General features: G+C 40.2%; 14 protein-coding genes. All 14 read right to left on the reverse strand.

The features are described 5' to 3' along the window. Positions 1-6: 6 nt before the first annotated feature. Entirely contained in the window at positions 7-339 is a 333-nt protein-coding gene (locus tag AC1UFB_RS10085) for a putative DNA-binding protein (RefSeq protein ID WP_025909014.1), read from the reverse strand. 127 nt (positions 340-466) lie between these two features. Continuing rightward, positions 467-1,462: a signal recognition particle-docking protein FtsY gene (ftsY, locus tag AC1UFB_RS10090; RefSeq protein ID WP_061784593.1), complete on the reverse strand. Its 996-nt coding sequence runs from the start codon at positions 1,460-1,462 to the stop codon at positions 467-469. 18 nt (positions 1,463-1,480) lie between these two features. After that, complete coding sequence (gene smc, locus AC1UFB_RS10095; protein ID WP_100346912.1) at positions 1,481-5,041, reverse strand: chromosome segregation protein SMC; 3,561 nt, start codon at positions 5,039-5,041, stop codon at positions 1,481-1,483. Positions 5,042-5,141: 100 nt separating this feature from the next. Continuing rightward, the gene (gene rnc, locus AC1UFB_RS10100) at positions 5,142-5,888 is read right to left on the reverse strand and encodes a ribonuclease III (protein ID WP_025909017.1); all 747 of its coding nucleotides are present in this window, start codon (positions 5,886-5,888) and stop codon (positions 5,142-5,144) included. Positions 5,889-6,067: 179 nt separating this feature from the next. After that, positions 6,068-6,301, reverse strand: a complete 234-nt coding sequence (gene acpP / locus AC1UFB_RS10105) for an acyl carrier protein (protein WP_025909018.1) — start codon at positions 6,299-6,301, stop codon at positions 6,068-6,070. Positions 6,302-6,406: 105 nt separating this feature from the next. Next, complete coding sequence (gene fabG / locus AC1UFB_RS10110) at positions 6,407-7,147, reverse strand: 3-oxoacyl-[acyl-carrier-protein] reductase (RefSeq protein WP_025909019.1); 741 nt, start codon at positions 7,145-7,147, stop codon at positions 6,407-6,409. Between the two features lies 1 nt (position 7,148). Then, positions 7,149-8,093, reverse strand: a complete 945-nt coding sequence (fabD, locus tag AC1UFB_RS10115) for an ACP S-malonyltransferase (RefSeq protein ID WP_025909020.1) — start codon at positions 8,091-8,093, stop codon at positions 7,149-7,151. Between the two features lie 29 nt (positions 8,094-8,122). Further along, on the reverse strand, positions 8,123-9,106 hold the full coding sequence (plsX, locus tag AC1UFB_RS10120) for a phosphate acyltransferase PlsX (protein ID WP_482589121.1): 984 nt from the start codon (positions 9,104-9,106) through the stop codon (positions 8,123-8,125). A 21-nt stretch (positions 9,107-9,127) separates the two neighbouring features. After that, on the reverse strand, positions 9,128-9,691 hold the full coding sequence (gene fapR, locus AC1UFB_RS10125) for a transcription factor FapR (RefSeq protein ID WP_482589123.1): 564 nt from the start codon (positions 9,689-9,691) through the stop codon (positions 9,128-9,130). Between the two features lie 116 nt (positions 9,692-9,807). Continuing rightward, positions 9,808-11,856, reverse strand: a complete 2,049-nt coding sequence (recG, locus tag AC1UFB_RS10130; protein ID WP_482589125.1) for an ATP-dependent DNA helicase RecG — start codon at positions 11,854-11,856, stop codon at positions 9,808-9,810. After that, on the reverse strand, positions 11,849-12,736 hold the full coding sequence (gene sdaAA / locus AC1UFB_RS10135) for an L-serine ammonia-lyase, iron-sulfur-dependent, subunit alpha (protein ID WP_025909024.1): 888 nt from the start codon (positions 12,734-12,736) through the stop codon (positions 11,849-11,851). The genes recG and sdaAA overlap by 8 nt, the downstream gene beginning before the upstream one ends. Before the next feature lie 117 nt (positions 12,737-12,853). Continuing rightward, a complete protein-coding gene (gene sdaAB / locus AC1UFB_RS10140; protein ID WP_100346911.1) occupies positions 12,854-13,516 on the reverse strand; it encodes an L-serine ammonia-lyase, iron-sulfur-dependent subunit beta in 663 nt (220 codons plus the stop codon). Between the two features lie 197 nt (positions 13,517-13,713). Further along, positions 13,714-14,745, reverse strand: a complete 1,032-nt coding sequence (locus tag AC1UFB_RS10145) for a PTS sugar transporter subunit IIC (RefSeq protein ID WP_025909026.1) — start codon at positions 14,743-14,745, stop codon at positions 13,714-13,716. 233 nt (positions 14,746-14,978) lie between these two features. Then, positions 14,979-16,643 carry a DAK2 domain-containing protein gene (locus tag AC1UFB_RS10150; protein WP_482589128.1) on the reverse strand — a complete coding sequence of 555 codons (1,665 nt, stop codon included), beginning with the start codon at positions 16,641-16,643 and terminating at the stop codon, positions 14,979-14,981. Position 16,644: the final 1 nt, after the last annotated feature.

Here is a 16,644-nt window from a genome sequence, read left to right on the forward strand (position 1 = left end):
CGCCCCCTAATCTAATTTCTCGAGCGAATCAAGAAGAGAAGAAAGCTTGTTGTTTGTTTCAAGTTCGCCTGTCAGTTCATTTTTTAGTTGTTGAACAATTGATTGACGCTCTTGAAACCGTTGAAATAACAATAGCTTTTCCTCATATTGTTCAAGCATTTGCTCTGTACGTTTTATATTATCATAAACTGCTTGACGACTCACATCAAATTCCTCTGCTATTTCACCTAGGGAATAGTCATCTAAATAATAAAGAGACATATAACTTCTTTGCTTTGGTGTAAGCAACGCTTGATAGAAGTCGTATAAAAAGTTCATTCGCGTCGTTTTTTCTAACATACGACCGCCCCCCTTGTTAAGTGAAAAGCCTTTACATGTCTTTAGTTTACAAAGAAGCAATTAGAATGTCAAGTTTTTTCCTTAACAGCAAAAACGCGACGAAGAAAGGCTTCATCGCGTTTTTAAATTAACTGTTTTGCACTTCATCTTCTACCGCATTAGCAAATAACCCATAGATGTATTGTTCCGTATCAAACGGCTGAAGGTCGTCCATCTTTTCCCCTAGCCCTACGAATTTCACTGGTAAGTTCAGTTCGTTTCGAATAGCCAACACAATACCACCTTTTGCAGTACCATCTAGCTTTGTCAGAACAATTCCCGTTACGTTTGTTGCTTCTGAGAAGATTTTAGCTTGGCTAAGAGCGTTTTGCCCAGTTGTTGCATCCAACACAAGTAGCACTTCATGTGGAGCTCCAGGCACTTCACGCTCAATTACGCGTTTTACTTTCTCTAGCTCCTTCATTAAGTTCACTTTATTTTGCAAACGACCCGCTGTATCACATAGTAAGATATCCGCTTTACGAGCTTTTGCTGACTGAATAGCGTCATACATTACAGCAGCTGGATCTGACCCAGCTGATTGCTTAATAACATCTACTCCAACGCGTTCGCCCCATACTTCAAGCTGCTCAATAGCACCTGCACGGAATGTATCGCCTGCTGCCATCAGAACGTTCTTGCCTTCTGACTTAAACTTATGAGCAATTTTACCAATTGTTGTTGTTTTCCCTACGCCATTAACACCAACAAACAGAACAACAGTAAGGCTATCTTGCTGCATATTAAGGCCTGCCAGCTGTTCCTCGCCTGACTCATAGATATCAATTAATTTTTCAGAGATGACCGCTTGAACTTCTTGAGGATCTTGAATGTTCTTTCGTTTTACTTCATCTTTTAATTCATCAATCAAATCCATAACAGTCGAAACGCCAACGTCTGCGCCGATTAGAATCTCTTCCAACTCTTCAAAAAACTCTTCATCCACTTTTCGATAGCGAGAAACTAAATCATTGACGCGTTCCGAAAACGAATCGCGCGTTTTTGAAAGTCCATCTTTAAACTTTTGAGTAACGGAGTCTGTTTGATTTGTAATCTTTTCTTTTAATCGCTTAAAAAAGCTCATGTTTTAACACCCTTTCTACTAAACATATTGCTTCGAATCTTCTAAGCGTACGGATACAAGTTTTGAAACTCCCGATTCCTGCATCGTTACGCCGTACAGCACATCTGCTTCTTCCATTGTTCCTTTACGATGCGTAATGACAATAAACTGTGTTTGCTCACTATAACTTCTTAAGTACGTAGCAAAACGGTGCACGTTCGCCTCATCTAAAGCTGCTTCTACTTCGTCTAATACACAAAACGGTACAGGACGAACCTTTAAAATGGAGAAGAGAAGAGCAATGGCTGTTAAAGACCGTTCTCCTCCAGAAAGAAGCCCTAAGTTTTGAAGTTTTTTACCTGGAGGCTGGGCAATAATGTCCACCCCAGTGTTCAACAGATCCGTCGCATCCGTTAGCTTCAGCTCTGCTTTTCCTCCACCAAATAGAGACTGGAATACATGGTTAAACTCTTCCCGAATTCGGTAGAACGTATCAGAGAAACGCTTTTTCATCTCTTCATCCATTTCATCAATAACCTGATAAAGCGTGTTTTTAGCTTCATCTAAATCATTTTTCTGGTTGCTTAAAAATTCATAGCGCTCTGCTGTTCGCTCATATTGTTCAATAGACCCTAAGTTAACCGTACCAAGCTCCTCGATACCTAACTTAATAAGCTTAATCTTTTTACGAGCTTCGTCAATTGGAATCGTTAGCTGATACGAAGCTTTTGCTGCTTCAAAGCTCGTTTGATATTCTTCATTCAGCTGATGTAAACGACTGTCTAACTCAACGTCAATTCGGTTCAGTTTTACTTCTTCGTCTTTTAACGCATTTGCAATTTGCTTATGCTGGCGATGCAACTCTTTGACAAAGCGCTCTGCATCTTCTAGCTTGTTTTGTGATTTCAAGCGCTCTGCCCGACAGTCATCCATTTTCTTCAACGTTTCTGCTTTTTCTTTAACCTTTTCTGCAGCCGCTTCTTCTAGTGAAAGCTCTCCAGAATCATTTGATGTCATCTCATTCGTTAAAAGTGCCAAGTCTTCTGTTACTTCTTCTAAGCGCTTCGTTGTTTGATTTAGCTCAAAGCAAATACGATCATATTTTTCACGCTTATTTTTAAGAGACTGTTCTTGTCCAGCCAGCTCTACTTTTACTTCGGTTAGCTTCTGGCGCACTTCCTCTCGGGAAGTTTGTTGCGTACGCTTACGATGAGTAAGCTCTTCAATAACTCCCTCTAGCTCTGAAGTCTGTTCTTTTGCTTCACCTAGCTGCTTTTCTAACACTTGAATTCGCTTGATCAAATGTTCTTGATCGCTTTTAAAGCTAACCATGTCTTGATCATACATCGCTAATCGATCGTTTACCGCTTGCTCTTCAATTTCTACTTGCTTCACATCTCGATCTAACGCTTTTTCTTGCTCTTCTAGACGCTTAACAAAAGACTGTTCTTTACCAATAGCTTGTTCCAACTCTTCAATCGTTTCTTTCTTAGTTTTCACATTTTTCTCAAGTTGAAGCGTTTTTTCTTCCATTTCCTTCAGCTTCGCAGTAATTGTTTCAAGCTCTCGCTGACGACCAAGCAATGAATTGGTTTTTTGCTTAACCGATCCACCTGTCATGGACCCGCCTGGATTCACCACGTCTCCTGTTAAAGTAACAAAGCGGTAGCGATGCTGAATCAGTCTAGCAAGCTCATTTGCTCCTTTTAAATCTTTTACAATAATAACCGTACCAAGCAAGTTCTCTGCAATACTACGATACTTCTCATCATATTTTACAAGCGAAGAAGCGACGCCCACAAACGTATCGTGAGTTTCAATTAACGAAATGGTTTGTGGCGGTATAAAACGCGAACGCACGGATGTTAATGGTAAAAATGTAGCGCGTCCGTAATGATTTTGTTTTAAAAAGCTAATTGCTTGTCGCGCACTCTGCTCATCAGACGTCACAATATGCTGAGTTGCACCACCGAGCGCAATTTCAATCGCTGTCTCATACTCTTTCGGCACGCTAACTAGTTCAGCAATAGCTCCTTCAATCCCGTGAAGCTTCTGGCTTCTCGCTTTTAAAATTTCCTTTACACCATGGAAATACCCTTCATAGTCCTCCTGCATCTCTTCAAGCATTTGCTTTCTAGACTTTGTTTGCTGGACGTATTGATAGGCTTGATACAGGGTTGACTCTTGCTTTCGATATTCCTCTCGCAGGGAATCGAGCTTTGCAAGCTGCTCTTTTAATTGACGCGTGGCATCCTGCAATTCTTGTTGAAAGTTTTGCAGTTTATCAATAAGAGCTCCTTTTTTCCGCTCTAGATCCACTCGTTGCTGAACATATTGCTCGTTTGCTTTTAAAAGCCGCGCTTCTTTTTCAGACGTTTGATGCTTTTGCTGCTCTAGAAAAGCAATCTCATTTCGAGAAGCTGTCTGTGCATTTGCCAACTCAAAATATTCGCTTTTTAACTGTTCTAACTGCTCATCCAGGTTTTCACTATACGTTGCAAACAGACGCTCTTGTTCGGCTACTTCTTCACGCGTTTTAGCAACGTCGTTTTCAAAGGTAGTTAAGTCATTCTCTTCTTTTTGCTTCGCTATCAGCAACTCTTTTTTTGTTTGAGTATACTCTTTTACAAGTCGCTCTAACTGCTCTTTATTTTGCGAAGCGTTCTTTTTACGCTCTTTTAACACTTCTTTCTTACCTTCTAGCTTTTCAACTTCTTCACTAACAAAAAGAAGGTGTTTATGTAGCGCGTCGATTTCCTCATCCGCACGCTGAATATACACGCGTAAACAATTAATCTCTTGCTCACGCTCTCCAATGTTGGCAGAAAGCGATTGCTCCATTTGCTGATGAGATGCTATGTCTCGTTTAAGCGCTTCCCACTTACCATGAAGCTCTTCAATTTCAAAAACCGTTACTTCAATATCAATCTGTTCTAATTCTTCTTTTTTCTGCAAGTAATCTTTTGCAATGGAAGACTGTATTTTTAAAGGCTCTAACTGACCCTCAATTTCATGTAAAATGTCAAGCACGCGATTTAAGTTTTCTTGTGTTTCAATTAACCTTAACTCAGCCTTACGTTTACGCGTTTTATACTTTAAAACGCCCGCTGCTTCTTCAAATATTTTACGACGCTCATCTGGTTTGCTGCTGAGAACTTCTTCAACTTTACCTTGACTAATAATGGAAAAAGCTTCTCTTCCCAAACCTGAGTCCATAAATAAATCCACAATATCTTTTAAACGACATGGTTGGTTGTTAATAAGAAATTCACTATCACCTGAGCGATTTACTCGCCTTGTAATGCTTACTTCATGATAATCAAGCGGTAGGAACTGATCGTCATTTTCTAGCGTAATCGTTACGTCTGCTACATTAACAGCACGCCTTGATTCACTTCCCGCAAAAATAACGTCTTCCATTTTCCCACCACGCAGTGACTTTGCAGACTGCTCGCCCATTACCCAGCGAATTGCATCTGTAATGTTACTTTTACCACTACCGTTTGGTCCAACAACTGCTGTAACCCCTGGTACAAAGTCAATTGATACTTTCTGAGCGAATGACTTAAAGCCAGTAATATCTAAACGCTTGAGGAACATATAGATTCCCCCTTTTCCTTATTTTCATAGTAAATCCCCCTTTGCAACAACCATTCGTTGCTTGGGGGGACTCGTTCCTACATCAGACTAATACTCTCTTTTACTTTGCATTCGACGCTTTTATTTTCGAGATGGCTACTTGAGCCGCTTTTTGCTCAGCTTCTTTCTTAGATCTACCAACTCCAACACCTAGCTCTTCACCATTAAGTGATACACGTGACATAAATTCACGATTATGAGCCGGGCCTTTTTCTTGTAGCACCTTGTACTCTAGCTGACCAAACCCATCTCGTTGAATAATTTCCTGTAACTGACTTTTAAAATCCATCACATGAGAAAAAGCACCCTCATTAATCTTCGGGAATACAACTTTTGTTAAAAATTGATTTACTGTTTCAATTCCTTTATCTAAATACAATGCACCAATAAATGCTTCAAATACATCCGCCAGTAAAGCTGGACGTTGACGGCCACCCGTCATTTCTTCACCTTTACCGAGCAACACTAGTTTACCAAATTCGAGCTCATTTGCGAAAGTCACAAGAGATGGCTCACACACTACGGCTGCACGTAGCTTTGTCAGTTCTCCTTCGCTCATCATTGGGTATTTTTTAAATAGAAATTGTGAGACGGTCAACTCTAACACGGCATCCCCTAAGAATTCTAAACGCTCATTATCTTCATGAGGTTTTTTACGATGCTCATTCACATACGATGAATGTGTAAAAGCTTGAAATAAGAGCTTTTCATTTTCAAACGTCACGTTGATTTCTTCTTGAAACTGTTTAAAGTTTTTTACTACTTGAGAATTATTTTTTCGGTCTCGATTCGAATAATGTTTAGGCATAAAATACCTCCGCTTACCAGCCACAATTAGTTCATAGTTTTTTCATAACATAACCCATTATAAAACGAGGTATCCTAAAAGATACATCGCATTTTGAAAAAAAAATTATTTTTTTCAAAAATAACGCAAAAAACACAGAAAGCCCCGCTATTAACGGGGCTTTTAATGATACAACAGAATTAAACTTGACTCTGTATGTAATTAACCGCATCTCCAACAGTTGCGATTTGTTCTGCTTGCTCATCAGAGATTTCCATGTCAAACTCATCTTCAAGCTCCATTACAAGCTCAACTACATCAAGAGAGTCAGCACCTAAATCTTCTTTGAAATTAGATTCTAATTTCACTTCGCTTTCATCTACACCAAGACGATCAACAATGATTTTTGTTACGCGCTCTAGTACTTCTGCCATTGTTCTTCACCTCCCCTCAAGTCATTATAGTAGATTTTCCTTTAAAATACTATGGCTGAATAATAAAGTTTGTCAAAACCCTTACTTTTCAATTCTTTTAAGATATTACATAACCATTCCTCCGTCAACATGGATGGTTTGTCCCGTAATATAGCGGCTTGCATCTGTAGCTAAGAATGAAACAATATTGGCAATATCTTGTGGATCACCAAAGGATGCAAGTGGAATTTGCTTTAGCATTTCAGCTTTTACTTCTTCTGGAAGCTCATCCGTCATATCAGTTGCGATAAACCCTGGTGCCACTGCATTTACTGTAATATTACGACTTGCAAGCTCTTTTGCAGATGTTTTTGTTAATCCGATAACACCAGCCTTAGCAGCTACATAGTTTGCTTGTCCTGCGTTTCCGCTAACACCCACAATAGATGAAATGTTGATGATTCGTCCATGACGTTGTTTCATCATTTGGCGAGTTGCTGCTTTCGTACATAAAAACACGCCCTTTAGGTTTGTTGATAAAACATCATCCCACTCATCTTCCTTCATTCTCATTAGCAGGTTATCTCTTGTAACACCAGCATTGTTTACTAAAATATCTAAAGAGCCAAACGTTGAAATTGCTTCTTTAATCATGCTTTGAACAGAATCTGCATCCGCTACGTTTGCTTGAATCGCAATGGCATCTGTTCCATAACCTTTAATTTCATCAACGACCTCAAGTGCTTTCGCTTCGCTACCTGCATAGTTTACAACTACTTTAGCTCCTTGCTTTCCTAATTCAAGCGCAATCGCACGTCCAATTCCACGAGACGCTCCTGTAACAACCGCTACTTTTCCTTCTAACATTTTATTCTACCCCTTTTACCGCTTCAATTGTTGCTTGTAACGTTTCAACATTACTCACTGAATAAACCGTAGCACGGCGATTCACCTTCTTCACAAGCCCTGATAATACTTTTCCTGGACCAATCTCAATAAATGTATCTACGCCTTCAGCAAGCAATAACTCAACCGTTTCTTGCCAGCGAACTGGAGAATATAATTGTTCAATCAACAGCGCTTGTACAGCTTCTTTTTGGATTGTTGGCTGCGCCGTTACGTTAGCTACAACAGGAACTTTCGCATCTTTAAAATCCATTATGCTAAGCGTATCCTGCAGTTTAGCAGCAGCGGGCTTCATTAAGCTAGAGTGGAACGGTCCGCTTACATCTAAAGGAATCGCTCGTTTTGCTCCTTTTTCTTTCGCTAGTTCACTCGCTTTTTCAACACCCTCTGCTGTTCCAGAAATTACAATTTGACCTGGACAATTAATGTTAGCAAGCTGGACAGAAGCTCCTAAAGCCGTAATTTCGTCCGTTACAGCTTTTAACTCTTCAGCACTCATTCCTAAAATGGCAGCCATTGTTCCTTCACCAGCAGGAACAGCTTCATCCATATAGCGTCCACGCTTGTTTACAGCAACAACAGCATCTTCAAAAGACATTACTCCAGCTGCTACTAACGCACTGTATTCTCCCAAACTATGACCTGCTACATAATCAGGTGTAATCCCACTTTTGTTAAACTCGTTTAAAAGCATTGTGCTAGCAGTAACAAGAGCAGGTTGCGCATGATACGTTAACGTCAGTTCATCTTGTGGACCTTCAAACATAAGGTTTGATAATGAAAAGCCTAGCACTTCATCTGCCTTTGAAAGAAGTTGCTTTGCTTCTTCAGATTGCTCATATAAGTCTTGCCCCATACCTACGGCTTGTGAGCCTTGGCCTGGAAACATAAAAGCTATTTTCCCCATTCTTATCCTCTCCTCGTTTATTCGTTATTTTATTCACTTTCAACGGAAGCTTGAATGGTAGAAGAGACGTTATTTTCTACCATATTTACGGTTTGTTTAATCGCATTAAAGATGGCCGTAGCGTCTGACGAACCATGAGCTTTAATAACCGGTGCATTTAGACCGAACAGGCCTGCGCCGCCATACTCGCTATAGTCCATTTTTGCTTTTAGCCCTTTAAGCTGAGGCTTTAACACGGAAGCAGCTACCTTGCTTTTAAAACTACTCATTAACTCTGCTTTTAACATTGAAAATAGTGAAAGTGCCGTTCCTTCAATAGTTTTCAATGCAACATTACCCGTAAAACCATCCGTTACTACAACGTCTGCAACGCCGTTTAAAAGATCTCGTGATTCTACGTTTCCGATAAAGTTAATGTTGGTTTCTTGAAGCAATTTAAACGTTTGCTTTGTTAACTCATTACCTTTTTTCTCTTCCGTTCCAACGTTTAAAAGCCCAACTTTAGGCGATTGAACACCTCTTACCTTCTCTGCGTATACCGAGCCCATAATTGCATATTGTACAAGGTGCTCAGGTTTCGCATCAACGTTAGCTCCTACATCTAGCATTAAGAAACCTTTGCCGTCCAAAGTTGGCAGCGTCGGAGCTAGAGCAGGACGCTCAATTCCTTTAATACGACCAACAACAAATAACCCAGTCGTCATTAAAGCACCCGTGTTACCTGCAGAAATACATGCATCAGCACGCCCCTCAGCTACTTCAGTAGCCATAAGCACCATTGATGCATTTTTCTTTCTGCGTACTGCACGAACTGGTTCATCTGTTGCTTCAATTACTTCTTCAGTATGAAGAATTGTGATACGCTCTGGATTTGTTAGGTACTTCTTTATTTCAACTTCATTACCAACAAGTGTAATATGTAAGTTTTCAAACTGCTGAATGGCTAATTCTGCACCTTCAATAACCGTTTTGGGAGCGTTGTCCCCTCCCATAGCATCAATTGCTATTTTCATGTTCTTTCTCATCCTTTAGTTTTATTTATCAGATGTAAATCGGTACATATTAAACGTTCCTGAAAACACCTGCTCTTGTCCTACAAAACTATTTACCTCTACGATTGTTCGAGTTTCATCTGTAGACATAACCTTTGCTTTTGCTATCACGCGCTCATGAATCTTTACCGAACGATGATAGCGAATTGTAGCCTCAATTGTTAATGCTAATTCATCATTAATAACCGCTACTGCAAGTGAGTTTGCTTGAGCAAACAAGTGATGTCCTCTTGTAATTTGATTGCGTTGAAAAACGTGTTCTTCACGCACATCAAAGATAGAAATAGCGGATTGGTCTAGTTCAATATCGATAATTTCCCCAATTACTTCTTCAATAGGCAGAGAACGCACTTCATCTTCTAATTTCTTAGAAGCTACATATTTAATTCGCTCGCGTAATTCAGGGATAGACAATTCTAGGCGGTCTAAGCGAATTGTTTGTACGCTAACTGAAAAACGGTCGGCTAATTCTTCATCTGTGATAAATGGATTCTCGTCAATTGTAGCTTTTAATAACAGCTGTCGATCTCTTTTATTACGCTTCATAACACACCATCCGAACTTTTAATACTAGGTACTAACAGCAGTATATAATTATTGCAATTGAAATGCAACATTTTTAGTAAAGTTACACCTCAATTGCAACGCCGATTCACTGACTATTAATCAAATTTTTCACCTGCTAATACACCTGTTGCTTCCAAATAAGAACGCATCAACTGATATTGCTCATCTTGCCAAAACGCCTCCGAATTCACAAGCTCAGTAGCATCTGTACGGGCTACTTCAAGCGCTCGATAATCGTGGACCATATCCGCTATTTTGAACTCAGGCATTCCGCTTTGCTTTCGGCCAAAAAAGTCCCCAGGCCCTCTAAGCTCAAGGTCTCTTTCTGATAATACAAAACCGTCATTTGTCTCCGTCATAATATTCATGCGCTCTTTTCCAACTTCAGACTTTGGATCTGCTAACAAAATACAATACGACTGCGCGTCTCCTCTTCCTACTCGCCCGCGAAGCTGATGGAGCTGTGATAGCCCAAAGCGCTCCGCATCATAGATGACCATAACCGTGGCGTTTGGAACGTTCACCCCTACTTCAACAACCGTTGTCGAAACAAGAATTTGCACATTGTTTACGCTAAACTCTTTCATGACTTCTTCTTTTTCATCTGGTGTTAAGCGCCTATGCATCAGTCCTACATTCCATTGCCCTTTAAAATATTGAACAAGGGTACTATGAACATCAATGGCATTTTGAACGTCCAACTTCTCTGATTCTTCAATCAATGGACAAATTACGTAGGCTTGCCGTCCTTCACTCAGTTCTTTCTGGACAAATTGCAAAATACGCTCTAGCATATCATGCTTTACCCAATACGTTTCGATTGCTTTTCGACCAGCTGGCATTTCATCTATAATCGACACGTCCATCTCACCAAAAGCAGTAATGGCAAGCGTTCTTGGAATAGGAGTCGCCGTCATAAATAATACATCTGGACTTTCACCTTTCTCACGAAGAACTCTACGCTGACCCACACCAAAGCGATGTTGCTCATCCGTAATGACAAGACCAAGACTTTTATACACTACTTCATCTTGGATGAGCGCATGAGTACCGACTAACACGTCTATTTCTCCGGCCTGAACTTGTCGCAGAAGCTCACGCCTTGCTTTCCCTTTAACTGAACCCGTTAACAACCCGACGCGCACTTGAACTTTTTCAAGCATGGCACTTAAGGATTCAGCATGCTGTTCGGCTAAAATTTCAGTTGGAACCATTAGAGCACCTTGATGCCCTGCCAATACCGTTGCATATAGCGCAACGGCAGCAACAACCGTTTTACCTGAACCTACATCTCCTTGTAATAGGCGATTCATTCGATAAGGCGACTTCATATCAGCAGTAATTTCATTCACTACTCGTTTTTGAGCGTTTGTTAACGGGAATGGCAGTTGATTTGTAAACTCAACTAAATCGCTTGATTGAAACACTTGAGACATACCAGCCGTTTCTTCTCGCTCACGCTTTCGAAGCGCCTGCATCTTTAGCTGAAACAGCAAAAACTCTTCATATACAAATCGCCTGCGCGCTTGTTTTAAATCGCTATGGTCTCGAGGTAGATGAATCGTTCGCACCGCATCTTCTCGTGCCATTAACTTATATCGATTTCGGAGCGATAAAGGGAGCATGTCTTCAATTTGACTTCCATACTGATTTAAAGCCAGGGTGATAAACTTACGAATTGCTTTTACAGTAAGCGCTGCTTTTGTGGAATAAACCGGCTCAATGGTTTGATTTTTTTTGAAAGGTGAAAACTGTAGTTCTTGAAGAGTAATCGTTTGGCGGTGCTGATCCCATTTTCCCGTCACAGTAACCGTTTGATCAATTTCAAGCTTTGATTTATAATAAGGTCGGTTAAAGCACGTAACGGTAACAAGATAGCGACCAACCAACAAGCGAAAGGTTAATCGAGACCGTTTTTTTCCGTAATAAGTAAGAGAGGGAACGCTGTGAACCTTTCCCTCTACCGTTACTTTTTCATCATGTTTAGCATCCGCTAAATCCTTCAGCTCATAGTCCTCATAGCGATAAGGAAAATGCTCAAGTAAATCTTGTACAGATTGTATCTTCATTTCTTCGAGAAGAGTCGCTGTCTCTTCTCCAATCCCTTTAATGGTTTTAATGGAAATTTTATTTAATTCATTCACTTTTGTTTAATGCAATACCAAAGATCTTTGCTTCTAGCTCGCGACCTGTTGGTGTTGCCGCTAAGCCTCCTTGTGCAGTTTCTCGTAACGCTACTGGCATTGTTTGACCAATTCGATACATTGCATCAATTACTTCATCACACGGAATTCGACTTGTAACACCTGCTAACGCCATATCAGCAGCAATCATTGCATTCGCAGCGCCCATCGCGTTTCTCTTTACGCACGGTACTTCTACTAATCCTGCTACAGGGTCACATACTAATCCTAGCATATTCTTAAGCGTAATTGCCATTGCTTCAGCTGCTTGACTAGGAGTACCACCCGCCATTTCTACAATCGCTGCCGCTGCCATGCCAGACGCTGACCCTACTTCAGCTTGACACCCTCCCGCTGCACCTGAAATGGAAGCATTGTTTGCCACAACAAATCCAAATGCTCCTGATGTAAATAGAAATTCAATCATTTCTTCACGCGTTGGATTTAATTTATTTTTCACTGCAAATAACGTTCCAGGCACCACTCCAGCTGAACCGGCTGTCGGTGTTGCACAAATCGTTCCCATCGCAGCATTTACTTCGTTCGTTGCTACCGCTTTACTTACTGCATCTAAGATTAAATTACCAGATAAAGCATTTCCACTTTCAATATACTTTTGTATTAAAACAGCATCGCCACCTGTTAGACCAGTAACGGACTGAACGCCTCTTAACCCACGCTCCACCGCTTCTTCCATAACCGTTAAATTGCGATCCATTCTTTCAAAGACCTCTTCACGGTTTAAGCCAGTAACTTCTACTTCTTGTTCAATCATAATTTCCGCTATTTTGACCTTTTTACTTTCTGCTAACTCTACTAATTCCGCTACATTTCGAAACATAGTATCCTCCCATTTTACAACATGATGTCATTCTATCTAAGCCAATATCATCTTGCTAAGCATTTATTTAAACGATAGATTACTTCCTTTTTCCCAAAAAGCATAAAAAGCAGTACGCTACTCAACCATTCTTGTCACTTTAATAATGTGCGGTAATCCTTGTAGCTCTTCAATTACTGCATCTTCAATGTTTGTGTCCATTTCAATGGCCATTAATGCAACCTGTCCTTTTTCCTTTCGAGATACTTCCATATGGCCAATGTTAATAGAATGCTTCATTAATATATTCGTCACCGTTGCAATCGCTCCAAAACGATCGTTGTGTACAACAAGGATAGCAGGATTCATGCCTGATAAATTTAATTCAAATCCATTTAATTCTGTGATTTGAATTTTACCACCACCAATTGAGATACCAACAACTTCAATTTCTTTATCACCATCAATCATTCGCACGCGCGCCGTGTTTGGATGATCAGTAATCGCTGTTTCTTCAATAAACGTCACGTCCATGCCCGCTTGTTTAGCTAATGTAAGAGCCTCAGGAATTCGAGGGTCAAACGTATCAAAATCTAATACCCCTCCAATGATTGCTACATCTGTCCCATGGCCTTTATATGTTTGAGCAAAAGATCCATAAAGTGAGACGATGACTTTTTCTGGCTGTTTGCCAAACAACGTTCTTGCTACCCTACCAATACGCGCAGCACCTGCTGTATGTGAACTTGATGGACCAATCATAATTGGACCAATAATATCGAATACGGATTTATATTTCATGGTTACTCTCCCCCTGTAAAAAGGATATTAAACTTTAATGTTATCGCTATCACTTTATATGTTACTTGACGTTTTCTATTTTTGGAACCCTAGAAATTCGTTATAATAAAGTTTTAAAATTCGAAATAATAAGCTAACATTTTTCTCTTTATTCTCCGATAAAAAAAGCTGACTCTTCATTCGAGTCAGCTTTTGAGTTATGCTGCTTCTTTTGTTTCTTGTTCAAGCTCTGCAACTGTTTTGATATTAAAGTTTTTAAACACGTTTGAACCAATATACCCAATAACTGCTCCACCAACTGCACATAGTGCTGCGCAAATTGTTACTTTTATTGGATCGTTAAAGCCATACATAACTGCTAAACCTGCAATAGGAGTAGCTGTTCCTGTCGCATCGTTTACCAATCCAAATAGGGAAACAATGACACCACCTACTGCTCCACCAACAAAATTTGTTACATAAATTGGAATTGGGTTAGCCGATATTATATTAGCTTGCGTTAATGGCTCTACAGCTACTGAAATTGTGGTACGACGATCTCCAAATTTCAAACGATCGAATAATACATAATTCATAAATGACGAACCGAAAACCGCTAGTGCACCAATTGCCATCGGAAGACCCGTTAAGCCAAGCATAGCTGTTAAAGCCATTGAGCTTAGAGGTGCCGTAGCAACAACCGTGATAACGCCACCGAGTATAATTCCCATTAGAATTGGATTAGCATTTGCTGTTTCCTTAATGATGGAACCAATGTTCAATAGCGTGGCATCCACCAAAGGCGAAATCCCTGTTGCGATTAAGCGTGTTAACGGTGCAATAACTAAAATTGCTCCCAATAAATCTAAACCTGCAGGCGCTTTTTTCTCTACTACTTTCATAGCAAAAGCCATGATATAGCCAGCAAAGAAGCCAGGTAACAGGCCTAATCCTGAACAGACAACCCCCATCATTAATGCGTAAACGGGAGATACACCTAGTGCCAACGCTACTAACGCAGCAGCAGCGACGCCACCCATACCCCCAGCAGCTTCTCCTACTTCACCTAAAAATTTGATGTTTAATAAATCGCCACCCACATACAGTTGAAATGCTTCAACGAGAAACGCCGCAACGGCACCGCTTGCCAAAGCACCCATAGCTTTCATCCCATACGGTGCTTTGTTACTGAAAAGCCAAAATAAAAATAAGACCAATAAAAGCAGTGCCGTACCTTTCAAAATCTCCATTGTAAATTCCCCCTATGCTGCATTCATCTTCACTTAAGTATTCACTTTAAAGTAACGCACGATGTACGCCCCCTTTAAAAACTATCACAATATAGTGGGCTTTTCAACCGAAAGAACCATTTATACGAACAAAAGAATAAATATAAAATAAAATGTTCGTATTCTGTAAATTCCAACAGTTTAAAAATCAATAAAAAAATGCAAGTTAGTCATAAAACTAACCTGCATTTATATCATTCAATCGCAAAGATATATGAGTATAATGGTTGCCCACCTTTATGGACTTCAACTTCAACATCGTCAAATTGACTTTCAACAAATGATACTAACTCATCCATTTCTGTATCAGCTACATCTTCACCTTGCAAAATCGTGATGATTTCTGAGTCTTCATCAACCATATGTTGCAGTAACTTTTTAGCAGCTTCAAGCTTTTCAGTATCCTTTACAACAATTTGCTTTTCAGCAATTCCCATAAAGTCACCTTTTGCAAGCTCTAAGCCGTCGATATTGGTATCACGTACAGCGTACGTAATTTGCCCCGTCTTCACATGACCAAGGGCTTCTGTCATCGCTTCTTCGTTCGTATTTAGATCTGATTGAGGATTAAACGATAGAAGCGCTGTCATTCCTTGTGGAACTGTTTTAGAAGGAACAACGGCAACGTGATCTCCTACTACAGACGCAGCTTGATTTGCAGCCATCACGATATTACCATTATTAGGAAGGATAATCACTTTTTCAGCGTGTGTTTCTTCGATTGCTTTGACAATATCTTCTGTACTTGGATTCATCGTTTGGCCACCTTCAATTACAACAGTAGCTCCGATACTTTTAAACAGCTCTGCAATGCCACTTCCCATTGAAACCGTCACAATACCGTATGGCTTTTTCTCAGCCTTTACAGGAGCAGGTGCTTCTTTCGAAACAATTTCGCTATGCTGTTCACGCATGTTTTCAATTTTCATTTTTATTAAGCTACCGTAGCGCTGGCCATAATTTAATACTTCACCCGGATACTCAGCATGAATATGCACTTTTACGACTTCATCATCAGACACAACTAATAAAGAATCGCCCCATTCGCTTAGATCCTGGCGAAATGTCTCTTCTGAGAATGCGTGCTTTTCCATTTTGTCTGCTTCTAACCGAACCATAAATTCTGTACAGTACCCAAACTCGATGTCTTCAGTGTTCATATGGCTTTGAGCGTGCTTATGGTGTTCAGCGTTTACAAGCTCATTCATTGATGGAATTGCCAGAGGTACACCTGGAAGCTTTTCTCCCTTTAGCTCTGCTAGGAATCCTTCATAAATTAAAACTAAGCCTTGTCCACCGCTGTCTACAACGCCTACTTCTTTTAAAACAGGCAGTAATTCTGGGGTGCGATCAAGAGAGGCTTTTGATGCTTTTAGCACTTCTTCCATAAATGGAATCATTTCTGGTTGCTTTTCAGCTACTTCAACTGCTTTTTTAGCCGTATCTTTTGCAACGGTTAGAATCGTACCTTCAATTGGCTTCATAACAGCTTTATAGGCTGTTTCAACGCCCATCTCAAGCGCGTGTGCAAAGTCTACTGTCGTAATAAATTCTTTTTGTTCAATCGCTTTGCCAAAACCTCTGAAAAGCTGTGATAAGATCACGCCTGAGTTACCACGCGCCCCCATTAATAGGCCTTTTGATAAAGCTTGTCCTACTTGTCCAATATGATTTGATACATTTCTTTTTACTTCTTTAGCACCTGATGTGATCGACAGGTTCATGTTGGTACCTGTATCTCCATCTGGAACTGGAAAAACGTTTAGTGCATCTACATAGTCAGCATTGTTTGACAGATGCTGTGCTCCTTGAAGCACCATTTCCGCAAAACGCTTTCCGTTCAATGTTGTCATTGACACG

It is taken from the genome of Priestia sp. KCTC 13724, assembly GCF_056820425.1.